General features: G+C 64.8%; 25 protein-coding genes and 1 pseudogene. 13 read left to right on the top strand and 13 right to left on the bottom strand.

Going from position 1 to position 25,608, the window contains the following annotated elements; genetic code table 11:
• The 4 genes from OK015_RS16175 (at position 1) to OK015_RS16190 (ending at position 3,853) form a co-directional block, all read left to right on the top strand.
• Positions 1-453: an SRPBCC family protein gene (locus tag OK015_RS16175; RefSeq protein WP_268124384.1), complete on the top strand. Its 453-nt coding sequence runs from the start codon at positions 1-3 to the stop codon at positions 451-453.
• 144 nt (positions 454-597) lie between these two features.
• Positions 598-2,151, top strand: coding sequence for a GMC family oxidoreductase (locus OK015_RS16180; protein ID WP_268124386.1), 1,554 nt, complete (start codon positions 598-600; stop codon positions 2,149-2,151).
• Positions 2,152-2,228: 77 nt separating this feature from the next.
• The gene (locus tag OK015_RS16185; RefSeq protein WP_268124388.1) at positions 2,229-3,020 is read left to right on the top strand and encodes an alpha/beta hydrolase; all 792 of its coding nucleotides are present in this window, start codon (positions 2,229-2,231) and stop codon (positions 3,018-3,020) included.
• 38 nt (positions 3,021-3,058) lie between these two features.
• Positions 3,059-3,853: a DUF1906 domain-containing protein gene (locus tag OK015_RS16190; protein WP_268124390.1), complete on the top strand. Its 795-nt coding sequence runs from the start codon at positions 3,059-3,061 to the stop codon at positions 3,851-3,853.
• Between the two features lie 7 nt (positions 3,854-3,860).
• On the opposite strand, the gene OK015_RS16195 is transcribed toward OK015_RS16190, so the two are convergent.
• The 6 genes from OK015_RS16195 to OK015_RS16220 form a co-directional block, all read right to left on the bottom strand.
• Positions 3,861-4,736 (bottom strand): alpha/beta fold hydrolase, encoded by an 876-nt coding sequence (locus tag OK015_RS16195; RefSeq protein WP_268124392.1) that lies wholly within the window; start codon positions 4,734-4,736, stop codon positions 3,861-3,863.
• A gap of 200 nt (positions 4,737-4,936) precedes the next feature.
• Positions 4,937-7,141, bottom strand: coding sequence for a catalase/peroxidase HPI (gene katG / locus OK015_RS16200; protein WP_268124395.1), 2,205 nt, complete (start codon positions 7,139-7,141; stop codon positions 4,937-4,939).
• Positions 7,142-7,190: 49 nt separating this feature from the next.
• A complete protein-coding gene (locus OK015_RS16205; RefSeq protein ID WP_268124397.1) occupies positions 7,191-7,631 on the bottom strand; it encodes a Fur family transcriptional regulator in 441 nt (146 codons plus the stop codon).
• A gap of 72 nt (positions 7,632-7,703) precedes the next feature.
• Complete coding sequence (locus OK015_RS16210) at positions 7,704-8,975, bottom strand: L,D-transpeptidase (RefSeq protein ID WP_268124400.1); 1,272 nt, start codon at positions 8,973-8,975, stop codon at positions 7,704-7,706.
• A gap of 120 nt (positions 8,976-9,095) precedes the next feature.
• Positions 9,096-9,635, bottom strand: a complete 540-nt coding sequence (locus OK015_RS16215) for a tat pathway signal sequence (RefSeq protein WP_268124402.1) — start codon at positions 9,633-9,635, stop codon at positions 9,096-9,098.
• A gap of 27 nt (positions 9,636-9,662) precedes the next feature.
• Positions 9,663-10,706, bottom strand: a complete 1,044-nt coding sequence (locus OK015_RS16220; protein WP_442791307.1) for a class I SAM-dependent methyltransferase — start codon at positions 10,704-10,706, stop codon at positions 9,663-9,665.
• A gap of 80 nt (positions 10,707-10,786) precedes the next feature.
• On the opposite strand from OK015_RS16220, the gene OK015_RS16225 reads away from it, so the two are divergent.
• The 3 genes from OK015_RS16225 to OK015_RS16235 all read left to right on the top strand — a co-directional run bounded on the left by OK015_RS16225 (position 10,787) and on the right by OK015_RS16235 (position 12,964).
• Positions 10,787-11,200: a PPOX class F420-dependent oxidoreductase gene (locus OK015_RS16225; RefSeq protein ID WP_268124406.1), complete on the top strand. Its 414-nt coding sequence runs from the start codon at positions 10,787-10,789 to the stop codon at positions 11,198-11,200.
• Positions 11,200-12,081 carry an alpha/beta fold hydrolase gene (locus tag OK015_RS16230; RefSeq protein ID WP_268124408.1) on the top strand — a complete coding sequence of 294 codons (882 nt, stop codon included), beginning with the start codon at positions 11,200-11,202 and terminating at the stop codon, positions 12,079-12,081. Before OK015_RS16225 ends, OK015_RS16230 begins: the two co-directional genes overlap by 1 nt.
• A gap of 79 nt (positions 12,082-12,160) precedes the next feature.
• Complete coding sequence (locus OK015_RS16235) at positions 12,161-12,964, top strand: MOSC domain-containing protein (RefSeq protein ID WP_268124410.1); 804 nt, start codon at positions 12,161-12,163, stop codon at positions 12,962-12,964.
• 11 nt (positions 12,965-12,975) lie between these two features.
• Here the strand turns inward: OK015_RS16235 and OK015_RS16240 are convergent, their stop codons facing one another.
• Together OK015_RS16240 and OK015_RS16245 are read right to left on the bottom strand one after the other, a co-directional pair.
• The gene (locus OK015_RS16240) at positions 12,976-13,722 is read right to left on the bottom strand and encodes a cutinase family protein (RefSeq protein WP_268132797.1); all 747 of its coding nucleotides are present in this window, start codon (positions 13,720-13,722) and stop codon (positions 12,976-12,978) included.
• 186 nt (positions 13,723-13,908) lie between these two features.
• Positions 13,909-14,457 carry a thioredoxin family protein gene (locus tag OK015_RS16245; RefSeq protein WP_268124412.1) on the bottom strand — a complete coding sequence of 183 codons (549 nt, stop codon included), beginning with the start codon at positions 14,455-14,457 and terminating at the stop codon, positions 13,909-13,911.
• 115 nt (positions 14,458-14,572) lie between these two features.
• On the opposite strand from OK015_RS16245, the gene OK015_RS16250 reads away from it, so the two are divergent.
• Positions 14,573-15,502, top strand: a complete 930-nt coding sequence (locus OK015_RS16250; protein WP_268124415.1) for a DMT family transporter — start codon at positions 14,573-14,575, stop codon at positions 15,500-15,502.
• Positions 15,503-15,531: 29 nt separating this feature from the next.
• On the top strand, positions 15,532-16,272 hold the full coding sequence (locus tag OK015_RS16255; RefSeq protein WP_268124417.1) for a hypothetical protein: 741 nt from the start codon (positions 15,532-15,534) through the stop codon (positions 16,270-16,272).
• Here the strand turns inward: OK015_RS16255 and OK015_RS16260 are convergent.
• Together OK015_RS16260 and OK015_RS16265 are read right to left on the bottom strand one after the other, a co-directional pair.
• Positions 16,256-17,434, bottom strand: coding sequence for a glycosyltransferase (locus tag OK015_RS16260; protein WP_268124419.1), 1,179 nt, complete (start codon positions 17,432-17,434; stop codon positions 16,256-16,258). The genes OK015_RS16255 and OK015_RS16260 overlap by 17 nt on opposite strands.
• Positions 17,435-17,512: 78 nt before the next feature.
• Entirely contained in the window at positions 17,513-18,154 is a 642-nt protein-coding gene (locus OK015_RS16265) for a cutinase family protein (RefSeq protein WP_268124421.1), read from the bottom strand.
• Positions 18,155-18,336: 182 nt separating this feature from the next.
• Between OK015_RS16265 and OK015_RS16270 the strand changes: the two genes are divergently transcribed.
• Positions 18,337-19,191, top strand: a complete 855-nt coding sequence (locus OK015_RS16270; RefSeq protein ID WP_268124423.1) for an LLM class F420-dependent oxidoreductase — start codon at positions 18,337-18,339, stop codon at positions 19,189-19,191.
• A 49-nt stretch (positions 19,192-19,240) separates the two neighbouring features.
• Positions 19,241-20,740 carry a glucose-6-phosphate dehydrogenase gene (gene zwf, locus OK015_RS16275; protein ID WP_268124425.1) on the top strand — a complete coding sequence of 500 codons (1,500 nt, stop codon included), beginning with the start codon at positions 19,241-19,243 and terminating at the stop codon, positions 20,738-20,740.
• 15 nt (positions 20,741-20,755) lie between these two features.
• On the opposite strand, the gene OK015_RS16280 is transcribed toward zwf, so the two are convergent.
• Positions 20,756-22,390, bottom strand: a complete 1,635-nt coding sequence (locus OK015_RS16280) for an L-lactate permease (protein ID WP_268124427.1) — start codon at positions 22,388-22,390, stop codon at positions 20,756-20,758.
• 12 nt (positions 22,391-22,402) lie between these two features.
• On the opposite strand from OK015_RS16280, the gene OK015_RS16285 reads away from it, so the two are divergent.
• Complete coding sequence (locus OK015_RS16285; RefSeq protein WP_268124429.1) at positions 22,403-22,681, top strand: limonene-1,2-epoxide hydrolase family protein; 279 nt, start codon at positions 22,403-22,405, stop codon at positions 22,679-22,681.
• Here the strand turns inward: OK015_RS16285 and OK015_RS16290 are convergent.
• Complete coding sequence (locus OK015_RS16290) at positions 22,678-23,631, bottom strand: GGDEF domain-containing protein (RefSeq protein ID WP_268124431.1); 954 nt, start codon at positions 23,629-23,631, stop codon at positions 22,678-22,680. The two genes, OK015_RS16285 and OK015_RS16290, sit on opposite strands and share 4 nt — an antisense overlap.
• Positions 23,632-23,791: 160 nt before the next feature.
• On the bottom strand, positions 23,792-24,265 hold the full coding sequence (locus OK015_RS16295) for a carboxymuconolactone decarboxylase family protein (protein ID WP_268124433.1): 474 nt from the start codon (positions 24,263-24,265) through the stop codon (positions 23,792-23,794).
• Positions 24,266-24,649: 384 nt separating this feature from the next.
• Here OK015_RS16295 and OK015_RS16300 point away from each other — a divergent pair.
• A pseudogene (locus OK015_RS16300) lies at positions 24,650-25,503 on the top strand (transglutaminase-like domain-containing protein).
• Positions 25,504-25,608: the final 105 nt, after the last annotated feature.

The following is a 25,608-nucleotide window of genomic DNA, read 5'->3' on the forward strand; positions in this document are numbered from 1 at the left end:
ATGTCAGGCAACGTCTTCCGGTTCGAGATCAACCGAACGACAAGCGCATCGGCCGCCACCCTGTTCGGCCTGGAGACCGATGGCGCTCATTGGTCCGAATGGGCGAAACCACTTATCGTCCAGTCGAGTTGGGAGCGGCAGGGCGACCCGGCGCCCGCCGGCGTCGGCGCGGTACGCAAGGTGGGAATGTGGCCGATCCTGATGCGGGAAAAGACCATCGCCTATGAACAGGACCGCCGGCACGTCTACCTGCAGATCGGGCCGCCGCTGCCGGCGCGCGATTATCAGGCCGAAATGCTGTTGACGCCCAACGCGGCGGGTGGCACCGACATTAGCTGGACGGGCTCCTTCACGGAGGGCCCGCGTGGCAGCGGCCCGATCATGCTGATCTTTCTGCGTACCGTGGTCGGATTTCTCGCCGGGCGTCTCGTGAGAGCCGCGGAACGCCAGTAACCCGCGTCACACCGAACAACCTTCCCGCCATCGACTCCGAATTGCTATCAGTCGCGCGGGAATTCGCAAGTCGAGTGAACCTTACCGCTCCATCGCGCGTGGCTAACTATATAGCGCTATACCTAGCGACGAGAAGGAGTCATCGTGAAGGCTGTATTAGAGCCACGCTACGACGTCATCGTGTGTGGGGCCGGGTCGTCGGGCTCAGTCATCGCTGGACGGTTAGCGGAGAACCCTGACCTGGACGTCCTACTGCTGGAGGCCGGTGGAACCGATGACCTCCCAAGCGTATCCGAGGCGAGCCGATGGCCGCTGAACCTGGGGAGCGAACGCGACTGGGGTTTCGAGTCCGAGCCCGATCCACGGCTGCACGGCCGCTCGATCCCGTTCTCAATGGGCAAAGTGCTGGGCGGCGGGTCGAGCATCAACGTAATGCTGTGGGCGCGCGGGCACCGCAGCGACTGGGATCACTTCGCCTCCGAATCCGGTGAACCGGCCTGGGGTTACGAGCGGGTGTTGGATCTGTACCGGCAGATCGAGGACTGGCACGGGGTGGGCGAGCCGGACCATCGCGGCAGGGGAGGACCGGTCTTTGTGCAGCCGGCGCCCGACGTGCATCCGCTCGCCCCGGCGTTGGTGAAAGCGGCCAGGGCAATTGGGATCCCGACGTATCAGAGTCCCAACGGCCCCCTGATGGAGGGCAATCGAGGCGCCGCCATCTCCGACCTGCGCGTCCGTAACGGCAAGCGCCAGTCGGTGTTCCGCACCTACACCGCTCCGCAGCTGCAGAAGCGGAACCTCACGGTTGTGCCACATGCACTGGTGACGCGGTTGACATTCCAGGGCAACCGGGTCACCGGGGTCGAGGTCCTCCATGACGGCGCGGTCCATCAGGTGGCCGCTGACACCGAGGTGGTGTTGTCGCTCGGTGCAATTCACACGCCCAAGCTGCTGATGCAGTCCGGCATCGGGGACGAAGACGAACTGCGCCGCGTCGGAGTCACAGTTCGCCAACATCTACCCGGGGTCGGACGCAATTTTCAAGACCACTACGGGTTTGACTGCGTGTGGGAATTTCCCGAGGAAGTTCAGGGCGGAACCCAGGCGGGAGCGACTTTCTTCTGGGACTCCGGGGCCGCCGACATCCAAGGGCCGGACCTGTTCGCCTGTTTTGCACCACTTAGCAAGTCGACTCCGGAGAATGTCGCGAAATACGGTCTGCCACAAAACGGCTGGGTCCTGTTCGGCTCTCCGACGCATCCTAAAAGCCGCGGACGGTTGCGGTTGGCGGGCCCAGAGCCGGGCGACCCCATTCAGATCGAAGCCAACGCGCTGTCCGATCCGCACGATATCAAGACGGGAATCGCCTGCATCGAAACCCTTCGTGCGATCGGCAATTCGGCGGAGCTCCGCCCATTTGTCGCGCGCGAGGTGATGCCAGGCGACCTCACCGGCGACGAACTGGAAACCTACTTACGCAATGCGGTGACCACCTATTGGCACGAATCGGGGACGGCGAAGATGGGCCGCGACTCCATGTCGGTGGTCGATGGACACCTCAAGGTCTACGGCATCGAGAATCTGCGTGTCGCTGATGCGTCGATCATGCCCCGCATTACCAGTGGCAACACCATGGCGCCTTGCGTGGTCATCGGCGAGCGCGCCGCGCACTTCATCAAGACGGGGCACCGGATCTGACCCGCGGACCGATCCGCTGGGCTGCCGGCGACGAATCCGTAGTAACCAATCACCAACGCCTCGATGGGAATTCGATCATGCTGGAATTAATCGACAAAGGCCAACCCAGCAACGAGCACCCACACCCGCTGCTCTTTGTGCACGGCGCCTTCCAAGGCGCTTGGTGCTGGGACGTGCACTTTCTGGACTTCTTCGCCGAGCGCGGGTTTCGCGTCTTGGCACCCAGCCTTCGCGGTCACGGCTCAAGCCCGGCGGACAAAGCCCTTCGCCTGTGCTCAATTTCGGACTTCGTCGACGACGTTTCCTCGATCGCCAATACGCTTGCACCACAGCCGATCCCGATCGGGCACTCCATGGGCGGATTTGTGGTGCAAAAATACCTCGAAACCAACGATGCGCCGGCCGGGGTGTTGCTCGCATCAGCGCCGCCACGCGGTCATCTACGGCCGATGCTGCGCATATTGCGTCGACACCCGTGGCGGTGTTCGAAGTTCGCCGTAAGCGGACGAGTAGACCATCTCGTGGGGACGACGACGGCCGGAGCTCGCGAGTTGTTCTTCGGCGACAAGGCGTCGGACGAGCTGATCAGCGCGACCACCGCACGGCTTCAACCGGACAGCACGCGCGCCATCTTGTTGGACATGGTGGCGCTCGACCTCGTCAAGACCGCGCGTGTTAACACACCGCTGCTGGTCCTCGGAGGAGAACACGACGCTACCTATCACCCTTCCGATGTGCGCGCGACGGCTCGGGCCTACGCCACCCAAGCGACATTCATCCCGGAGATAGGGCACTCGATGAGCGTGGAGCCGAGATGGGAAACGGTCGCCGAGCGCATCGCGTCGTGGCTGAGCCAGCGAGGACTCTAGACATCGTTGCGCGCGAGCGCTCTTGCTACCATCGCGCGGTGCACGATATTGCTGCACCACGCGATGGGCAGCGGACCGTTCCGCGACGCGAAGTCCTCAAGTATGCCTTCGCACCGGCCCTGCTCAGCCTGGCCGCGACCATCGAGGCGCCCACTTCGTCGGCCGCCGATATCCAGCTGATCGACTTCGCCGAGAAGCGGATTTCGCCGGACGAGATCAAATCGGCCGGCTACTCCGGGGTGATCAACTACGTCTCGGCGGAGCGGCCGGGAGCGCATTTCGAGGCGAAGCCCATCACCCGCGAGTACGCGGACTCGTTGCGCGCGGCGGGTCTGCAGATCGTCAGCAACTTCCAGTACGGCAAGCCCGGATGGCCCGCTACCCCGTCGGACCTCACCCGCGGGCACGACGGCGGCGTCGCCGACGCCCAAACGGCTCTGCAGCTGCATGCCGCGGCAGGCGGCCCGAACACGGCGCCGATCTTCTTCAGCGTCGACGACGATATCGACCAGAACACCTGGAATACCGTTGCCGTCGAATGGTTTCGGGGAATCAACTCGGTACTCGGCGTGAGCCGCACCGGCATCTACGGCCACTACAACGCGTGCGGGTGGGCGATCAGGGACGGAGTGATCGGCAACTCGAGCAGCGCCGGGCACCGCTGGGCGTGGCAAACGAGGTCATGGTCACACGGTCAGCGCGAGCCGATGGCGGTGCTGTACCAAGCGATCGTCAACAGCCCGTCGAATCCCGGCCCGCTGCTCGGCGGCATCAATGTGGATGTGGACGACGTACTCGCGGCCGATTACGGACAGTGGGATCTGAACCGCTGAGGCCGCCCTACATGCCCAGGGGCACCGAGTTGCCGGTCTCCTGGGGGGTCGTGGAGGTGATGAAGTTCTCGAGGATGTCCGCCACGGCCGTCGGCGCCTCCACATGGGGGAAGTGCCCGACGCCTTGGAGTACCTCGAGCCGGCTGCCCTCGAGCGCGTCGTGGGCGGCGTAGGCGTGCGCGACAGGAATGATCCGATCCTGATCGCCCCAGATCAGCACCGTCGGCAATCCGGCCGCGACATGCAGCTTGTTGAGCGCGCTGACGGCCTGGCCACGGTAGTCCACGACCGAACGCAACGTCCGGAGGAACGCCTGGCGGGTGCGCGCATCCGACAGCGAGCAGTACGCCTGCCACATCTCGCCGGCTCGCGGCGCCTGGATCCCCGCCGATGTCAACCACGAACCCAACTTGTTGCCGAGTTTGAGCACCGGTTGTGGTGCGACCACGGGCAACACCAACTCGGCGCCGGGCGCGGACAGCATCCGCAACACCGGGCTGAGCTCCGGGCCGAGGCCGCCGCTGCCGATCAGGGCCAGCCGCTCGCAGTAGTCCCGGTGCTGGTGGGTGAACTGCATCGCGATGCCGCCGCCCAGCGACTGCCCGACCACGGTCGCGCGAGCCACCCCGAGTTCGTCAAGCAGATCGCGAAGGGAGACCGCGAATGCTCCCAGCGAGTAATCGCCGCGCGGCTTTGCCGACATCCCGTGACCGAGCAGATCGGGGGCAATGACGCGATAGTTCTTCGACAACTGCGGGATGATCGCCCGCCAGGTGGCCGAACTGCCCGCCATCCCGTGGATCAGCAAGAGGGCGTGGCCACGACCGGCCTCCCGGTATGCGATCCGGTCGCCGTGCAGGTCGAGATAGGTCAATTCGCTCATGATCAAACCGTTTACCCAAGCCTTGGTAGTTGAACGCATCGGGCGCTTACCAAAGAATACGCAACTTACGCCTTCGTAGGTTACTGGCGGGTAATAGTGTGGCGGGCCTCACGCGAGGCGACACACCGACCCCAAACGAGCGACACCCCGCGAGCAGGCTGCCCGCGGGATGTCGGCTAGTGCTGACGATCAGACCGACGTCACTTCAGGTCGTACCGATCGTTGTTCATGACTTTGACCCACGCCGCGACGAAGTCCTCGACGAACTTGCCCGCGTTGTCGTCCTGCGCGTAAACCTCGACCAGAGCGCGCAACACCGAGTTCGACCCGAATACGAGGTCGTTGGCGGTCGCGGTCCACTTGAGAGCTCCCGAAGCACGATCCCGGCCCTCGTAGACGTTCTCCGTAGTCTCCGACGGCTTCCACTCCGTGCCCATATCGAGCAGGTTGACGAAGAAATCGTTGGTCAACGCGCCCGGCCTGTCGGTGAACACGCCGTGCTTGTTGCCGCCGTGGTTGGCGCCGAGGGCACGCAGCCCTCCTACGAGCACCGTCAGCTCCGGTCCGGTCACACCGAGGAGATAGGCCCGCTCCAGCAGGAGTTGCTCCAGCGGGGCCTTCTCGCCCGCCCGGGCGTAGTTGCGGAATCCGTCGGCGCGCGGTTCGAGCACCGCGAACGATTCCACGTCGGTGTTCTCTTGCGAGGTGTCGGTGCGGCCCGGTGCGAAGTGCACCGAGATGTCATAGCCGGCCTCCTTGGCCGCCTTCTCGACCGCCGCGGAACCCGCCAGCACGATCAGGTCAGCCAGCGAGATCTTCTTGCCGCCCGAGGCCGAGGCGTTGAAGTCCTGCTGGATCTTTTCCAGCGCCGGCAACACCTTGTCCAGCTCGGAGGGCTCGTTGACCTCCCAATTCCTTTGCGGCTCAAGACGAATCCGCGCCCCGTTGGCACCACCGCGCTTGTCGGTGTTGCGGTAGCTGCCCGCCGCCGCCCAGGCGGTCTTGACCAGTTGGGGAACGGTCAGGCCGGACTCCAGCACCTTCTTCTTCAGGGCCGCCACGTCCTTGTCGTCGACCAACTTGTGGTCGACCGCCGGAACCGGGTCCTGCCACAGCTGTGGCTCGGGAACCCAGGGCCCGAGGTAACGCGAAATCGGTCCCAGATCACGGTGCAGCAGCTTGTACCACGCCTTGGCGAACGCGACGGCCAGCTCGTCGGGGTTTTTCAGCCAACGCTGGGTGATCTCACGGTAGATCGGGTCCTCCCGCAGCGAGACGTCGGTGACCAGCATCGTCGGGGCGCGACCCGGTCCGCCGAACGGGTCGGGAATGGTTCCCGCACCCGCGCCGTCCTTCGCGGTGAACTGCCAGGCTCCGGCCGGGCTCTTCACCAGCTCCCACTCGTAGCCGTACAGGGTCTCCAGGAAGGTGTTGTCCCACTTCGTCGGGGTGGGCGTCCACACGACCTCGAGGCCGCTGGTAATCGCGTCCTTGCCCGAGCCGGTGCCGTAGGAGCTCTTCCAGCCCAGCCCCTGTTGCTCGATCGGCGCGGCCTCCGGCTCGGGGCCGACCAGGTCGGCGTCGCCGGCGCCGTGGGTCTTGCCGAAGCTGTGGCCACCAACGATCAGCGCGGCGGTTTCCTCGTCGTTCATCGCCATCCGGCCGAAGGTTTCCCGGATATCGATCGCCGCGGCGACGGGATCCGGCTTGCCTTCGGGGCCTTCGGGATTCACGTAGATCAGACCCATGGTGGTGGCGCCGTACGGTTGCGCGAGATCGCGCTTGCCGGAGTAGCGCTTGTTGGTGCCCAACCATTCGTCCTCTTCACCGAAGATGACCTCTTCGGGCTCCCACACGTCTTCGCGGCCGAAGGCGAACCCAAAGGTCTTGAAGCCCATCGACTCCAGGGCGACGTTGCCGGCGAGCAGTAGCAGGTCGGCCCAGGAGATCTTGTTCCCGTGCTTTTTCTTGACCGGCCACAGCAACCTGCGCGCCTTGTCCAGGCTGGCGTTGTCCGGCCAGCTGTTGAGCGGGGCGAAGCGCTGCAGGCCCTGACCGCCACCACCGCGGCCGTCGAAGATGCGGTAGGTGCCGGCGGCGTGCCAGCTCATCCGGATGAAGAAGCCGCCGTAGTGGCCATAGTCGGCCGGCCACCAGTCCTGGGAGGTGGTCAGCACCGAGACCAGGTCGGCCTTGACGGCCTCGACGTCGAGTTTGGCGAACTCTTCGGCGTAATCGAAGTCGTCGCCGAGCGGATTGGCCTGGGGGGAGTGTGGGTGCAGCCTCGATACGTCGATCTGGTTCGGCCACCAGTCCTGGTTGGTCCGGGGAGCGCCGCCCTTTGGCTCGGGCGGTGAAATAGCCGGGTTTTCGCTCTCGCTCTTATGGGATGTATCTGATGACACAACTTTCCTTTCCGGTGGTGGGTGATCGGGCTGTGATCACGGGCTGTGATCAGGAGTCTGCGGTCGAACAGTCGGGGCAAATGCCCCAGTAGATGACTTCTGCCTCATCGAGGACGTAGCCGTCGAGCATGTTGTTGTCGTCGGACGGGGTAAGGCACGGGGCATCGCCGACCGCGCAGTCGACGTCGGCGATCACGCCGCAGGACCGGCATACGACATGGTGGTGGTTGTCGCCGACCCGGGACTCGTAGCGCGCAACCAGCCCCGAGGGCTGGATGCGCCGGACCAGGCCCACGGCCGTCAGGGCATTGAGCACGTCGTAGACCGCCTGGCGGGAGACCTCGGGCAGACCGATCCGCACCGAGGAAAAGATCGTCTCGGTGTCGGCATGTGGATGGGCGTGTACTGCCTCCAGGACGGCAATCCTGGGCCGGGTCACACGCAGGTCGGCCAGACGCAACCGCTCCGCGTAGTCCGACGTTGACGACACAAGGCCAATATGGCCCACTTATCTGGAATCAGTCAAGACTTTCTCGAGGCAACACCCCGTAAAGATTTGGCGTCACGAACCCGGCTTCACGGCGCTGCCGGCGCGCCACTGGTCCCAGCTGAGCGTCCAGTCGCCGTTTTGGCCCAGTCGCAACGGCGGTCCGCCACTGTTGCGGATTTCGACCACGTCGCCCGGCACGGAAAAGTCGTAGAACCATTTCGCGTTGTCGCCGTTGAGGTTCAAGCATCCGTGCGAGGTGTCGGTGTGCCCCTGAGCCCACACCGTGGCGTCGAGTTGGTGCAGATATATGCCGTCAATGCTGATTCGGGTCGCGTAATTGATGGTTTCCCGGTATCCGAGCCGAGAATTCTTGGGCAGCCCGAACGTGGAGGAGTCCATCACCACGGGATTGCCCCTATCGAGCACGGTGTAAATCCCGGGAGGAGTCCACAACGATATGGTCTGCGCGCCGACCGTCTCGACGCCACCCATTCCCATGGAGGTGGGCATCGAGCGGACCAGGGCCCCGTTGCTGAAGACGCTCACCACCTTGGTGGCGTCATCGGCGATCGACACGTGGGCATCCCCGATGCGGAACGACACGCGGCTGTCTTCTTGCCCGAATAGGCCGTCGCCCAAAGAAATTCCGTAAATCTTGGCTTCGGCGGTAACTGTCGTGCCGGGTGCGTAGTAGTGCTCCGGTCGCCAATGCACCGTCTGGTTGTCAACCCAATACCACGATCCCTGCACCACAGGATTGGTGGTTACTTTCAGCTGCCGCTCGGCGGCGGCGCGATCCGCAATCTGCTCATCGAAGCGGGCCACGACCACTGTTCCGATGCCGTAGGTGCCGCCGTCGCGCAACGCGGCCTGCGAGGTGGTGGTGAACGAGACTTTGGTCTGGTTCGACGGCCGCAGTGTGGAGAAGGACGACACCTGGTTGACTAGCCCGCCATTGGCGCTTCGGCCGCTGACGTTCAGCGTGTAGGTGCGCCCGTAGCCGAGGGGAGTCGTCGGCTTCCAGACGGTGTTGTCCGGCGTCATGACCCCCTGGACGGATCTGCCATCGTCGTTGACCATGCGGACATCGGTGAGGGTGCCGGCATCAGCCTTCACCTCTACCGGGGTGACCGGGTCGACATCGCGGGCATTAATGCCTGGCTTGAACAAAATCGTCGGAGCCCCAGACGCTTTCGGAGAAGGGCACGTTCCAGGTGCGCATCCCGGCGATGACGCAACCTGGATCGCGGCGCAGACTCCGACAACGACAAACACGCACAGCAACAGCCGGTGCGGCCAGCGAAGCCAGCGGCGCACCAACTCAGCGGTGTTCTTCGATTGCATGATGACTTCGCGGATCCTCGTGCTGCTCAGTTGCCGGCTCGAAGCTGAACCCGCGCGAAAAGGACATTGAGATATCAAGTAGCCCGGGGCGGAAGTTCTGAAACCCCGATCACTCGGCGGTTACACCCGACGCCATGAAGGCTGCGCGGGATCGACGAGCTGCTGATCGACGGGGCCCTCGCCGAAGATGGCGATCACGGCCGGGTCGGATTGATTTGCCGGCACACCGTCGTAGTGCGGGGTGCGCGCGGTCCGCTTCACGTAGCCGCCGGGGCCCACGGGAGTTGCGTCTTGGGGCGTAAAGTCATTCCCGCTGTTGACAAACCAGGTGCCGAACACCACGACCTGAATCCGGTCGGTCGCATAGGTGTGCGGCGCGCTGAACCATCCCGGGTTCCATCTCATCAGGACCAGATATGGTCCTGGCTTGTTGAAGTCGCCATACAGCATCGCCATTTCGCCGCTACGGGGCGGCAGATTGCCCCAGGACTGGAACCCGATTTGGTCGAATGGCTCGATGAAGGTCTGCCGCGGATCCGGGCCCGTCTCGGGCACCGGCGCCAATTTGATGTCCCCTGTCTTGTCGCCGGCCGCCATCGCCGCCAACAACAGCGGTGCCGCCAGCAATAGCGAACGCCGGTTCGCTTCCATATCGCCCATCAGATGCCTCCCCACTAGTCGCCTGACTCAACCCTCCTTCCGATAGACGAGCCAGCGCAACTCGATGGGGGAATCCTCACGCGCGACGTCGAAAACGTCGAGGCCACTGGCCCATCCGTCGAACCAGGTGGTGGGCGGCCAGGCGCCTTCGGGCAAGTGGGCCTTCTCGTACTCGTAGGCCGAATCGTCGGAAATGAGTTCTAGCGACAATCCGGCGGCCGCCTCGTTGACCTCGTCGCGGGTGAAGATCGTGGTGTTGCACTGCTGCCCGAGTTCTCGCGCGGCGTCGTCGGGGGTATAGCCCTCGCGCGGCAAGAAGGTGTTGAACACCAAGCGGCCGTCGAGGGCCAAACACTGCGCGGCGAGTTCGAACATGCCGCGCAAGTCCCGCGTGGTCCGGAAGTCGGGCACCACTTCGGAGAACACCACCAGCTGGTAGTCGCCGCGCACACCTTCCATCGCCACAAAAACGTCGCTTTGGATGACGTGGACGTCGAGTGAATTCCGTTTGGCTTCCCCACGAATGATGTCGGCGAACTTTCCGGCCATCTCGACCGCGTCGACCGGGTGACCACGTTGGGCCAGAGCCAGGGCGTTGCGTCCCGTCCCAGCGCCGACGTCGAGTACCCGATACGTGCTCGGATCAACGGCTTCGTTGGCGAGCGCCCATACCCGCGCGTCGGGCGCGGTGCCGAACAGCGGCCCCTCGCGAGTGTCGACCCAGTTGTCGTAATCGGCCCCGATTGTTGCCCACTGCGGTTTGACGCGGTAGTTCAGCATCGTGCCGAATGGTGAATTGAACTGTATGACAATGTTCGAGCGCGATGAGGCTTTGAAGGCTTTCGCCAATTCACCTTGCAGCACCGCTTTGAGCTGAGCGGTTTCCTCGTCTGTGTACCGTATGCCCAAGCTGGCAAAGATGCTTGTACACATCGTGACGTATTCATCGAGCATGCTCGGAACGGCGGGTAGATGAAGCTGACCCTCGGCCATCGATCGCCGATACAACCGCCGGGCCATCGCTTCGCGCAGCGTCGACGGATCGAAAGATCTGCGGCGATCCTCCATCAGACTCTTGTACACGACCCAGCTGCCGACCGCACGACGGGGCGGGAGGGTTCCCGAGCCATCCGCTGCCGAGAGGGGAGACCATGAGCGGCGACGTGACCGCCCAGTTGGGTGCTGAGAAGTTCGTGTCCTTGACGACTTTCAAGCGCAACGGTGATGCGGTCGCCGCGCCGATGTGGATCGTCGGCGACGGGGCGCGGCTGTCGGTGTGGACACCGGCCGACTCGTGGAAGGTCAAGCGCGTTCGACGCGATCCCCGCGTCACGCTCGCGGCGTGCGGCCGAACCGGGAAGGTGCCCGCCGGTCAGCCCGTCTTCGCGGGAACCGCCGAGGTGATCACCGACGCGGGCGAGGTCGCGCGCGTCGAATCGCTCGTCAAGCGCAAGTACGGCTTGGAGTTTCGGGTGGTGACTCTTATCGAAACCATCGCGGCCCGAGGCCGAAAACCACGGTTCGTCCTGCGCATCACGCTGACGAATGCGAAAGCCGACGGGTAATGCCGGCCTTCAGCGCGGCCGTCGAGGGATTTCGATTAGCGTTCGACCGCTTCGGCTCGCCTGGCCGGGCATCGGTGGTGCTGTTGCATGGCTGGCCGGGCCATCGTCGCGACTACCGCTTGGTCGCGGCCGACCTTGCGCAGGTGGCCGACGTCGTGGTTCCCGACCTGCGGGGCTTTGGCGAGTCGACCAAGCACCTCGCCGATCCGAGTCAGTTCTACAGCGCGGATGCCCAAGCCCGAAGTGTCGCCGCGCTGATCGACGAGTTGAGCCTCGATCGTGTCGTGGTGGGCGGCTATGACATCGGCAGCCGGATCGCGCAGACTCTGGCACGCCGCCTTCCCCAGCGAGTCCTCGGTCTTGTGGTTTCCCCGCCTCTGCCCGGCATCGGCGACCGTGTCCTCGGGGAACAGGCTCAACGAGAATTCTGGTACCAGGCATTTCACCAGCTCGGTCTGGCAGATGACCTGATCGACGGCAAGCCCAACGCCGTCCGCGCCTACCTACGTCACTTTTGGGATCACTGGTCCGGCCCCGGTTTTCGCATTTCCGAGGAGCATTTCGAAGGACTGGCCGCCGAATACGAAGCTCCGGGGGCGTTCAGCGCGTCGATCGCGTGGTATCGGGCTGGCGCGGGCACGGTTGCGCACTCACTCCACGAGCAAACGGCCGCACCGGTCGAGCGCATCGCCGTGCCGACCCAGGTGCTCTGGCCGAAGAAGGATCCGCTATTTCCCCCCGAATGGGCCGACCGCCTGGATCGGTATTTCGCCGACATCTCGATTCATTTCCATGACAGCGCAGGTCATTTCACGCCGTTGGAGTGTGCTGGCGAATTCGCCGGATTGGTTCGCGGCTTCTTCAGCCACCTTCGGCACTGAGCTACCTCACACCCCGGACTCATCAGGCGCAAGATGGTCTGCAACGGGTTGTGCAATGTCGCTTGATAGGGATGTTGATATGCGGGTCGAGAGTTTGCGCCGCTATCCGGTGAAATCCATGCTCGGAGAAGCCGTCGAGCGCCTGTTCGTCGACGAACGCGGCGCCGAAGGAGACCGGCGGCTCGCGCTTGTCGACACCGTGACCGGACATGTGGCCAGCGCCAAACAGGCGCGGCTATGGCGTGGACTACTGAAGTGCACCGCCAACGCAGATGCCGGGCGCGTCAGCATCGCACTGCCCGACGGTACAAAGGTCGCCGCCGACGACCCTGACGCCAATGAGCTGCTCTCGCGCCTGTTGGGGCGCGCGGTCCGACTGGTCAGCGAACGCCCGACTGGTGCGACGGTGGAACGCCCGGACCCGGAGAAGTTGCTCGATCTGGGGTTGGACGCGGAAGTCGCCGGCCGCATCCTGGAGATCGGCCTGGGCACGCCGGGAGATTCGTTCACCGACGATGCTCCGCTGCACGCGATCACCACCGCGACTTTGGACCACATTGGTGTCGCGGCCCTGCGCTACCGACCGAATGTTGTCATCTCCACGCCCGACGGCTGCCCCCCATACGTCGAAAACGATTGGGTTGACCGGGAATTGGGCATCGGCGAAGTTCGGCTGCGCGGCCTCGACCTTACCCCGCGCTGTGTGGTGCCGACGCTCGAGCACGGGCGGCTGCCGAAGGCGCCACAGGCCCTACGCATACTTGCCGCCGAGAATCGTTTGGAAGCGGGCAGTTGCGGAGTGGCAGCGTGCGCGGGCATCTATTTCAATGCAACGACGCAGGGCGTCATCCGCGTCGGCGACCGGGTCACCCTCGACCCGTAGCCGGTCAGCCGCTAGTCGCCGAAGCCGCTGGGAGTTTGTACCACTGTGGCCGGTCCGGCGGGGCCTGGGCCTCCATCGAGGTGGCTGGCGGCAAAGGAGGCGCCTTTGTCGATCCAGGCGCCGTCGTCGGCGTAGGTGTTGTGGGCGGCGAAGTTCATGCCGTCCGAGCAGACCGGGTCGTCGGTGGCGCAGACCTTGATGGTCTTGGCCACGTAGGTCGGTCCGATGACGACCGGGGGCTGGCCCAGGAAGTTCATTGCCCGCACGTTGGGCATGCCGAAGAGCACCACCGCGGCGACGTGGTCGGCGATCTCGGGTGCCAGTGGTTTGGGCACGGTCGCGGGATCCACGCCGTCGGGGACTGCGGCCGAGGTGACGAAGCCCATCACGGCCGCGCCCTGGGAGAAGCCGCCGAGCACCATCTTGGTTTTGGGGCAGCTGCCGGCCATCGATACGACATGGGCTCCGGCGTCCCTGATGCCGTCGAGGCCGGTGGACCACTCGTCGCTGGCGGGGTAGTTGACCGCGTAGACGTCGACGGACTTGCCACCCTCGCGCCCGCGCAGGTTGTCGATGAAGGCCTGTCCGGTCGGCCCGACCCCCGGAGCCTCACCGGTACCCCGGGCGAACACCACCTGAACATCGGGGCACGGTTCGGCCGACGCCCACGGGACGGGGGAGAAGAGGACGGAGGCACCGAGGCTCAACGTTGCCGCGGCCGCGGGACCCACAAAACGAATGATGAAACCGGCGATCATGCCCATTTACATGCCCATCGCGGCCGGCCGCCAAACGGGTGATATTCCACACGCGTTCGTAATGAACGCAGCAACTGCGGATGGGGCGGCGTACGAGGTCATCGACGATGCACGGCCACAGTCGATTTCACGCGGCCGCGAAGCCAGCTGGTTGTCAGAGCCGCGTGTGGATGGCGTGCGGCCGGCTCAACGCCATTTGATGCCGCACCCGATCGACGGCCGTTGGTCGGCGTCGACCGGCTGCCCGGCCAACACGGCATCCACCGCCGCCCGGACGTCGGCCCCCGTCACCGGCAGGTCGTTCTTGGGGCGCGAGCCGTCGAGCTGGCCGCGGTAGACCAGCCGACGCTCGCCGTCGAACACAAAAGTGTCTGGCGTGCACGCCGCCGAGTAGGACCGGGCAACATCCTGCGTCTCGTCATACAGATACGGAAACGTCCAGCCCTGGCGGTCGGCCTCGGCGACCATCTGGTCGGGACCGTCCTGTGGGTAAGTGACGACGTCATTGCTGGAGATCCCCACCATTGCGACACCTTGCGCGGCGAGGTCTCTGCCCAGGGCGGCCAGGCCGGGCGCGACATGCTGGACATAGGGGCAGTGATTGCAGATGAAAGTGACGACCAGCGCGGGGCCGGTGAGCTCGTCGAGGCTGACCAGAACACCGGTTGCCGGGTTGGGCAACGTGAAGGCCGGGGCGGGCGTGCCGAGGGCGAGCATCGTTGACTCGATAGCCATGCTCGCCAGACTAGTCCGCAGCGACCCGGGCACCACCGGCGATCACGGATGCGGAAGGCTGCATCTCGTGTGGCCAGAGTTAGCCGGGTTGTCATCCGGGGTACCCGTCCCAAACATGGGGTGGGTGATATCGCACGCCGTCGCGATCGTCTCGGGGTTACTTGCCGCGTTCTGGGCAGCGGTCGGCATCGTCATTCGCCAACGAGTCGCGCAAGGCGTTCCGGCTGACAACGACGCCTCTGGACCGACCGTGACGAGCGTGCTGCGCCAACCGTTGTGGTGGGCCGGGACTCTCGCCGCCGTCGCCGGTTTCGTGTTTCAGGCCCTGGCGCTGGCGCACGGCTCCCTGCTGCTGGTACAGCCGCTACTGGTTTCGTCGCTGCTATTTGCGCTGCCGTTGAGCGCGAGGCTGTGCCATCAACGGATCACCGGAGCCGAGTGGATTTGGGCGATCGTGTTGACCGCCGCCCTGGCGGCATTCGTGCTGGTCGGCCAGCCCCGCGAGGGCCATAACCGTCCGCCGATACCGTCGTGGACCCTCGCGTTGGTGCTCACCGCGCCGCTGGTCATCGTCTGTCTCCTCGCGGCCAGGCGCGCCGTCGGCCGAACGCGCGCCATGCTGCTCGCGGTCGCGGTCGCGGTCCTGCTCGGCATGGTCGCCGTCTTGACGAAGATCTGCACGCACCGCTACGCAGTCGGCGGATGGCACGGGCTTCTGACGGTCCCCGCCCCGTACCTGTTGGTCGTGCTGGCGGTGGCGGTCACCGTGGTGCAGAGTTCCGCCTTTCACGCGGGCGCGTTGCAAGCCTCGGTGCCGATCATGCTGGTGGGTGAACCCGTCGTCGCGGTGGTGCTCGGCATTGTCGTGCTCGGCGAACACCTCGCGGTGCGCGGCTCGGCGGCGCTGGGCCTGCTCGTCGCCGTCGTCGCGATGGTGGCATCCACGATCGCGCTGGGCCGCGACCAGGCGCCCGTCGCCAGCCATGAGGCCGCGAAAGATGTTGACACACCCCGCAGTAACGAAGACGGTGTGGTCTACAAGTAGGTGTGCCGCCGCTGGGCTACTGTCCCGAAATGGCCGTCATCCGTTCCAAGCCCCGCTCGTGGTTCTGGTCGCACGACATCCAACCCGACCAGGTAGCGGGACTGGCCATGCCCGGCATGCGGTTGCAGCGGCTGGTGAGCTATCGCCGGGGGGCTCAGGCTGAGCGGCGGTTCGCCGCGTTCTACTACGACGACGAGGGCGCCACCACGCCGTCGCGGACCTGGCTCATCGACGCCGATGCCGCGACTGCCGGTGCGCACGGCCAACAAGCCGCGGCGGTCAGCGTTGACGTCATTCCGAACAGCGGCGAGGTTCGCTTCACGCTGCTCCTCGACACCCACCCGCATCCGGCCCGCGTGCTGCGCACCGATCTCAGCGCCGACGACGTCACCGCCCTGCTCGACGGCGATCGCGCCGTGGTGGACTTGACGACCTACCAGCGTGACGAAAAGCGTTGTTTCGCCGTGATTGTCGAGCCCCGCGTTGGCGATGGCAGCATGTTCTTCCCGGCGCTGCGTCACGAGGAGGTACGCAACACGCTGAGACCGCACGGTGTGCTGCCCACCCGAGCCCGCGCCTATCACACGCCGGGCGGTTGGCGCATCGCCGTCGTCGCAGAGCGCTCCGCTGGCACCGCGTGGTCGGTACATGTCGACGTCGGCGCCGATGACGTCGCGCAGCGCCTCGAGCAGCAGCACGGCTACCCGCTCGACCTGGACGCCATCGGGCATGGCCTCAGCGTGAGGTTCGCGCTCATCGCGGCTGCTTGAGGGCGACCTCTTCCAGGAGATCCACGGCGCGCGCGAGACTTTCGGCAGGTTTGGTCAGCAACGCGGCAACCTCGCGGGCCCGAGCGATGCGTTCCGCAGTGAGGATGCTCTGCAGGTCCGCGACCACTGAGTCCAGCGTGCTTTCCATAAACCCGCGTCCAGAGCCAACGTTGAGCTGTGTGACCCCGGCTGCCCAGACCGGCTGATCAAGCCAGAACCAAAGGATCAACGTGGGGATTCCGGCCCGCATGCCCGCGGCCGTCACGCCGGCGCCCCCGTGGTGGACGACCGCGCGGCAAGCCGGGAAGACGGCCGCGTGGTTCACCTCGGCCACGATCTTCACCTGGTCGGCGTCTGGAACATCGGCGACCTCGTTCGGGCCGGTACAAATCAGCGCCCGCTCGCCCAACCGCGCGCAGGCCGCGCGGATCACCGCGATGGTTTCGACGGGGGAGGCCAGCGGCGTACTACCGAAGCCGAAGTAGATCGGCGGGGTGCCCTCAGCGATCCAGGACAAGACCTCGTCGTCGGCATTGCTGGGCAAACCCAGCGTGAGCGCGCCGACGAACAGCGGCGCAGCATCCGTTTGCAGCCATTCGGCGGCCGATCCGGGCAGGCAGATCTCGTCATAGGCCTGAATCTCTACCGTCGGTCCGGCCGAATCCCCAGCGGCGTCCGGCAAGCCGAGCGCACGGCGTTGAGCATCGTCGGTCTCCTTGGTGATTTGCGGCCCGAACGCGCCCGACGCCAAAATCCGCTCCGGGAAGTAGTGCAGCGTACCGAGCGGAATGCCGTAGTACTCCGCGACATTGGCGGCCAGGCCCTGCTCGTTGAACGCTGCCACCAGCAGGTCGGCCCCGTCCGCCAGCGAGGTCAGCACCGCGCTCTTCTCCGACTTGACCTCGTTGACATGTGCGGCGATCTCGGCCCACATGGTGACCGGATTCGAGATCTTTGCGACGAAATCCGCGGCGAAGTCCATCTGCTCCCGCGAGTCCCGGCCATACGCGACGGCAGCCAGCCCCGCGGATTCGACGAACGCCACCATGTTGGGTGCGACGGCCATCTGCACGTCGTGGCCGCGTCGCATCAGCTCCCGGCCGACGGCGGCCAGGGGCTCGACATCGCCACGACTTCCATAGCCGGCCAGCACGCATTTCATCGGCGGAACCTGCCTGTCCCGAACACCAAATATGGTCTGTTGATTGCGATCCGCCGCGCGGCGCTGCGCGACGCGCCGTTAGTGGAGCCGGTTGGCCACGAACGTGGCGGCCTGATTCGTCATCCCGGCCTGAATATACGAAACGTGCGCCATGATGTTGCCGCCCGAGGAGCAGATCGGGTCGTCGGGAGCGCACAAGCTGATGGTCTTGGCGGTGTAGATCGGGTTGATCGTCGGCAGCGGCTGGCCGCCCCACAGCGTGCTCGAGAATTGACTGGTCGGTTCGCCGAAGAGCGCGACAGCCGCGACATGGTCAGCAACCGGAGCCGGCATCGCTGCGGTGGCCAGATCGATGACCGTGGAGCCCTGGGAGTACCCGCCGAGCACGAGCTTCGTGTTGGGGCAGTTGGCGACGGTGCCCTGGATGTGGCTGCTCGCGTCGTCGGAGCCGGCTGATGCGCTGTTGTGGTAGTCGTCGTTGGCCGGGTAGTTGACCGCGTACACCCCGACGGACTTCCCGCCGACCTGCGACGTAAGCGAGTCGACGAACGCTTGACCGATGTTGCCGAGGCCGGGCTCCTGGTGGGTACCGCGCGCGAATACCACCTCGACGTCGGAGCAGGGGTCAGCGGACGCGACGGGCGAGATCGGCGCGCCAACCAGCGCCCACATCATCGCTGCCGCGACGCCAACAATACGAACCAGCCTGAGTGCACTCATTCTCAAATGCTGACATACCGACCGAGACCCCTGTACCGGCGGCTAGCTTTATCCGGCCGAACCGGCATCGATCAGAATGAGGTACTTGCCGACGGGAAGGAACTGCAAGTTCGCGCAGTTTGAGCTAGGTAACCCGGCGACGCCGTAAAGATCCGTCCTCCGATTCTGAAAGAGAAGGAAGCGTGACCGACTCGACGAGCGGGAGCAAGATCGCCGCGGTGTCCGCAGACCCGTCGCGGCCGGTGCGAATCGGCGTCCAACTGTGGGCGGGTGGGACGCCGGACTACCGGACGTGGCGGCAGGCGGTGCTGCACGCCGAAGAGCTCGGCGTTGACGCGATCTTCGGCTACGACCACTTTCACAAGCCCTTCGTCGACATCGTCAACGGCACGCCGCAGCTCCAGGATGAGCAGCCGGAGGTCAACAACTTCGAAGCCTGGACGGCGCTGGCGTCGTGGGGCGAGATCACCAGTCGAGCCGAGATCGGACTGCTCGTGAGTGGTATGCCGTACCGCAACCCCGACCTGGTTGCGGACATGGCACGCACGGTCGACCACATCAGCGGGGGGCGATTGATCCTCGGGCTCGGAGCCGGCTGGTATCCGCACGACTTCATCGCCTACGGATACGAATACGGCACGGTGAGGTCGAGGATGGACCAATTCGACGAAGGCCTGGAGCGCATCGAATATCGCCTCAACCATCTGACCCCCAGCCCGTTGCGCCGAATCCCGATTCTGATCGGGGGAGGCGGGGAGCGGCGCACCATTCCCGCCGCCGCACGGCACGCCCACATTTGGCACAGCTTCGAACCCATCGAGGAATTCCGGCGCAAGAATGAACTCCTCAAACGCATGGCCACTGCCGCCGGACGCGACGAGGCCGACATCGAACGCGCGATGGCGTGGACCGACGCCAAGACGGCCGACGCCTTCATCGACGAGGGCGTGACCCTGTTCACCACCGAAATCCACCCCGACACCAACGGGTACGACTTCTCCGAGCTGGAGACGATGCTCGCCTGGCGCAACCAATAACGACGCGAGCGATGCGCACACGGCGCGACAGTGTGGAAGTATCACGGACGTGGCCGAGAAGGAACCGCAGACGATCTCTTACCCGGCGCCAGACTCACGTCCGCGCCGCCACGACTACGCCCCACTTGACCCCCACGTCATCGTCCTTTTCGGGGCAACGGGGGACCTGGCGAAACGCAAGCTGATTTCCGGCTTGGCCTACCTGGATCAGTCCGAGCTCGCACCCGATATCCAGGTCGTCGCAACGTCGCTGGAAGAACTCAGCAACGACGAGTTCCGGGATATCGCCAAGAACGCGATCGATTCGTACGGCACCCACAAGCTCACGCCCGAACAGTGGGCCGACTTCTCGAAAATTGTCACCTATGTCCCGCAGGGCGCCGGACCGCAAGCCCTTGCCAACGCGGTCGCCGAGGCCGAAGCCAACCTCGGGCCGAAAGTGCGCCGACTGCACTACCTGTCGGTCCCGCCCAAAGCGGCGCGCGACGTCATCACCACGCTGCGCGACGCGAACCTTGTCGAGCGCTCCCGAGTGGTGATGGAAAAGCCGTTCGGCACGAACTTGGCCAGCGCTGTGGCCCTCAACGACTTCTTGCACGAAACGTTCGACGAAGCCCAGATCTTCCGCATCGACCACTTCTTGGGCAAGGAAGCCGCCCAGAACATTCTGGCGTTCCGCTTCGCCAACGGTCTGTTCGAGCCGATCTGGAACCGCAACTTCATCGACCACATCCAGATCGACATTCCCGAAACCCTGGGTCTGGATCAGCGGGCGAACTTCTACGAAAGCACCGGCGCCTACAAGGATATGGTGGTGACCCACCTGTTCCAGGTGATGGCGTTCGTCGTGATGGAGCCGCCGACCGCCCTCGAGCCGTATGCCATCAGCGAAGAGAAGAACAAGGTGTTCCGCTCGATGCTCCCGGTGAAATGCGCCGATGTGGTGCGCGGCCAGTACGACGGGTACCGCGGGGAGGTCGGAGTGGCAAGAGATTCCGACACCGAGACGTTCATCGCGCTCAAGGTCGGGATCGACAACTGGCGTTGGGCGGGCGTCCCGATCTACCTGCGCACCGGCAAGAAGATGGCCCAGGGCATCCGCATCATCTCGATCGCCTTCAAAGAGGCTCCGCGCAGCATGTTCCCGCCCGGGTCGGGCGTAGGGACCCAGGGCCCTGATCACCTCACGTTCGATCTCGCTGACAACTCGAAGGTCTCGCTGTCCTTCTATGGCAAGCGGCCCGGCCCCGGGATGAAGCTCGACAAATTGTCGATGCAGTTCTCTTCACAGGAGATCGACACCGCAGACCAGACACTCGAGGCCTACGAGCGGCTCATTCTCGATGCGATGCGCGGCGATCACACGCTGTTCACCACCGCCGAGGGCATCGAATCGCTATGGGAGCGTTCGCAGGCGCTGCTCGACGATCCGCCGCCGGCCAAGATCTATCCGGCCGGCACCTGGGGCCCCAACGCCATTCACCAATTGATCGCGCCCAATGCGTGGCGGCTGCCGTTCGAGCGGGGATGGCGCGAAAACCGGGCCTAGTCACGCGGGCACGAGTCAGAACACCATCCACGACAGCACCGAGGCTTGGAGTCCTGACAGGACACAGATGAAGACCAGGAACACCACGCTCCACAACATCACTCGGCGAAAAATATCGCCTTCTTTTCCGTGCAGGTCGACCGCCGCGGCCGCGATCGCGAGGTTCTGCGGCGAGATCATCTTGCCAAGCACACCGCCGGAGCTGTTGCCCGCGGCCATCAACAGCGGGGAGAGCCCCGCCTTGGCCGCCGCGGTCACCTGAAGGGCGCCAAATAGGGAGTTTGACGAGGTGTCGGAACCGGTTACCGCCACACCGAGCCAGCCCAGAATGGGGGAGAGCAGCGCGAAGGCGCCCCCCGCCCCGGCCATCCAGGTGCCTAAGGTGATGGTCTGACCGGAGGCGTTCATCACGAAAGCCAGTGCCAACACTGCCATTACGGTGACGATGGCCCATCGGAGCTGGTGCAGCGTCGCCCCGTAAGCCTTGATCGCTCCTGCACCCGACAGACGCAGCACCAACATCGAGACGATGCCCGCCACGAGCATCTGAGTACCCGGCGTAGTCAGCAGATTGAAGGTGAAGATCGGAAGCGCCGATGGGCTGCCCTTGGCGGTGTACAAGTGCAGCCCCGGCCAATGCACGGTGTAGGTCGCGGTTTCGAGAAGCTGCTTCACTGCCGGGATCTGGCAAAGCACGAAGATGGCGATGATGATCGCGTAAGGCGCGTATGCGCGGAGCGCCTCGGCGCGTGACTCCGGGCGCCCAAGGCTTGCAGCGAATTCCGGTGACGACGTGTCGGCGGCGCCGCCCGCGACCACCGCGGCACGGGGTGCCGGCTGCGGACGCTTGACGCGCAGCAGTAACACGACGGCGCCGGCGGAGAGCAGCGAGGCCACCACATCGGCCAGCGGCACCGACACGTAGTTCGAGGTGGCGTACTGGCCGAGTCCGAAAACCACGCCGGCCGTCAGGGCCGCAGGCCAGGTCTCCCGAACCCCGCGCCGGCCGTCGGCGATGGCCACCAGGGTGAATGGGACGAAGACGGCCATGATGGGGGTTTGACGCCCGACCATCGCGCCGAGCGCGTCGCTAGACAGCCCGGATACCTTGCCCAGCGTGATGATGGGTGTTGCCATCGCCCCGAAGGCGACCGGTGCGGTGTTGGCGACCAGCGCGAGGACGGCGGCTTTGAGCGGCTTGAAGCCCAGGGCCAACAGCATCACCGAAGTGACCGCCACGGGCGCGCCGAATCCGGCCAAGGCTTCGAGCAGCGCGCCGAAGGAAAACGCGATGATGATCGCCTGGATGCGGTGATCGTCGCTGACGCTCGCAAAACTGCGCCGCAGCACATCGAAGTGTCCCGTCTGCACTGTCATCTGGTAGACCCAGATCGCGTTGATCACGATCCAGAGGATCGGGAAGAACCCGAAGACGGCGCCCTCACTACCCGCCAGCAACGCCTGCCCAATTGGCATCCGGTACAAGGCAACTGCGATCGCGATCGCCACGCCCAGCGATAGCAGCGAAGCCATCCACGCCCGCATACGCAATACGCCAAGCAGCACAAAGAGCATCGCCAGCGGTAAGGCCGCCGCGACTGAACTCAGACCCAAAGAGTGAGCGACGGGGTCGAGGATCTGACGATACATATTTGGCACCATATGGAACGCCAACGCGCCTATGTCTCGGATATATCTGCTGACAACAACGAATGTACGCACCAGATTTGGAGATGTGTTAAATCAATCAGTTTATTTATGCGTACACGCCGCACGCGCGGAGCTGAAGCACTGGGTGGCCTGCCGGTCACGTTCAATGTCATCGCGGTGTTCGAAGTACGCGACGGCGCGATCAGCAACTGGCGTGAATATTGGGACACCAGCCACGTCGCAAAGCAGATCGGCATCGAGGCGTCCCACATGTTCGACGCGCTCGCCTAGTTGGCGGGCAAGTCGCGAGAGCGCTTGTTGGCGTACATGTGCTCATCCGCGAGACGCATGAGATCCTGCTCCCCACACGCGATCCCGGCGCTGAAACTCACTGGCTCGCCGACGTCGGCCCAGCGACGCCGGAGCCGGTCGAGGACCTGTTCGGCCTCGGTGCGGTCGGCACCGACGAGCATGAGCAGGAACTCGTCACCACCGATACGAAAGGAGACGTCTTCCTCGCGGACCGTCGTTCGGATCGCCTCGGCGAAGGCGACCAAGACGTCGTCGCCGGCCTCGTGACCGTGACCGTCGTTGTAGAGCTTGAAATTATCGAGATCGATGAGCACCACGGCCGACCCACTGGCGTGCGTCGACAGCTGCGGTCCGAGCGTGCTCCGATCGAACAGTTGGGTGAGCGCGTCGGTTTGCGCGATCTTGCGGAGCAGCGCGCTCTGCGCCTCCAACCGGGCAACGAGCCAGGCCGGGACTTCGGCAATCATGACCCACATGGTCGCGGCCAACACCACCGTCAGTAGCGCGCCGGGGAGGGGCTTGGCGCCGCCCACGACGAACGCTACAACCCCGAGCGGGACGATGGCGAGCGAGCGCCAGCGCGGGCAAGTCAGCCCGATGTAGGCGAACGAAACCGTGACCGTGCCGGGCAGATCTCGAGTAGCGGCCGGATCAATGGCCCCCGCGAGGGCGGTGACGACGAGCGCCGCTACGGCCCACCCGACGAGCAGGTCCCGCCGTAAATGCCAACCGCGCAGCCAACCGACAAACGCGGCGATCGCCGCCACGAAAGCCGCACCGCCGAGGAACCAGAACAACTCAGCCTCGGCTGCGGCACCCCGAACGTGCGCACCGAACGCGCCGTAGAGCGCGATCAGCAATAGCAATGCCGTCAAGCCGATCGCATGCAAATGCGCAACGGACGGCTGAGGGTCCACGCGCCATTGCACGTGCTCAGAATAAAGGCGCGGAGCACGCCTTTCGTTCCCAATCCCGATGATGCCGCATACACGATGATCTCGGCGTCGAGATTCAACGGCATCGCGGACACGCCCGTCGTGCTGGCGCAACATGCTTCGAACGACGACAAGGCCTACAGACGGGTGACGATCAGCTGCCTGGGAAGGCGTTGACGCCCATGACGAGCGCGGCGGTACCGCCGTACAGGTATGCGACCTCGACCGCCTCGGTGATTTCGGCCTCCGATGCGCCCGCGGCACGCGCGTTATCGGCGAGCGACCTGACACCATCGGGATGCGCGGCGATCGTGTCGGTGATCATTCCCATCAGCAGCTTGTACTTGGCTGGAATGGCTCCGTCTTTGAGGATTCGCTCGCGCATCCCCTGGTAGGCGCCGGCGAATTGTGGGTCACGCTGTTCCACCGCCGCGAGCCACGGAGGGTTGTCTGCTTGCGAAGCCGGCGCGGGATCGGCACACCCACTCGCTGACACGCGGGCAGGGGAGCCGTCGCCGCACCCGTCGGCGCGACCAGAGGGCGCCGTCTCGATGGCCAGACTCCCACCGATGATCAACAGAGCGGCCGATAGAGCGGTACACGCCTTGAAGCGAGAGGTATTCGTCATTGGGGGCACGGTACGCCCACGCGTTCCTTGCGGCAACTGAAAGCCATTGTGGCCCTTCGCTATAACGTCGCGATTGGCGAGTTTCAGGCCGCGGGCGCACGAACGACGTGCCGACGGCGTTGGGCACTAGAGCGTCCGGCAGCGCTCCGGCGAACCGGCATCGCGTGCCGATGATGAACTGTTTACCGCTGCTGGCATCACCAAGCCGGCAGTTGACTTCGGAGCCGGTCCTGAAGGGGTCGTCCGTGTGACCGCCCGCCGGTGCTGACGGTTCGCACTGCCACGAGGCGACACACCGACTAGCATTTGCGGAAAGCGAGTACAAATGGCCCTGCCAAGCAGCGAGCGGGATTTCAACTGCCTGAGTAGAGAGGGCTGCACCGTATGCCCGCATCCAGACGCCGCGCCGCGGACACCAATACCAGCCCCGCTGGCCTTGTCCGTAAAGTCGGCGCAGAGATTGAAGTCGAAGTGACCGAGCCGACGACGCTGGACTTCCAGATCGCAGTCAGCCGTCAATCTGGCGTTACGCTCGACGAGTCGTTGGCAATCACGCTGAACGGCAAGGTAATTGAGCCGAGCGAAATAGTCGGCGAGCATCAGACGAGAATTCATGTCGTGCAGGCCGGCAGGGGAACGGTCACCGCGTCGTACTCGGCGACGGTCATCGGCCAAGCCGATGTCCCGCCGGTCAGTGATATCGACCTGATCACCTATCTGCGGCCAAGCCGATACGCGGAGTCCGACAAGTTCTTCGGCTTTGCCACCACTGAATTCGAGCAGTACGCCAGCTCAGTCACCTTGCTCGAAAAGGTCTCGTCCTGGGTCGGCACCCGGCTGAGATACGTCCCGGGATCCAGCGATCCGATCGATGGAGCTGCCGACACCTTGCTCGCCGGCGAAGGAGTGTGTCGCGACTACGCGCACCTGGTTATCGCGCTGCTGCGCGCGCTCTATGTCCGGCCCGCTTGGTGGCGGTGTACGCGCCGGGCTGCCAGCCAATGGATTTTCACGCGGTCGCCGAGGCATTCGTCGACGGTGCCTGGCGGGCCGTCGATGCGACGTGCCTCGCGCCACGCCAGTCGATGGTGCGGATCGCCACCGGACGCGATGCCGCCGACACCGCGTTCCTGGACAACCACAAGGGCGCCATCGCATTGCAGAACATGATGGTCACGGCGGTGGCCGACGGTGAGCTGCCTAGGGACTCGGTCGAGGATCTCGTCAGCCTGCGGTAGCGCGGTCGCAACGTGTCGAGCTCCGCAACTCGCGCGGGATCTTCTCGAAGTAGTCGGTGAACATCAGGCGGCCCTCGCACGAGGTGTAGCACGGCGCCCGGGATC

This window comes from Mycobacterium sp. Aquia_216, from assembly GCF_026723865.1.
Lineage (GTDB): Bacteria > Actinomycetota > Actinomycetes > Mycobacteriales > Mycobacteriaceae > Mycobacterium.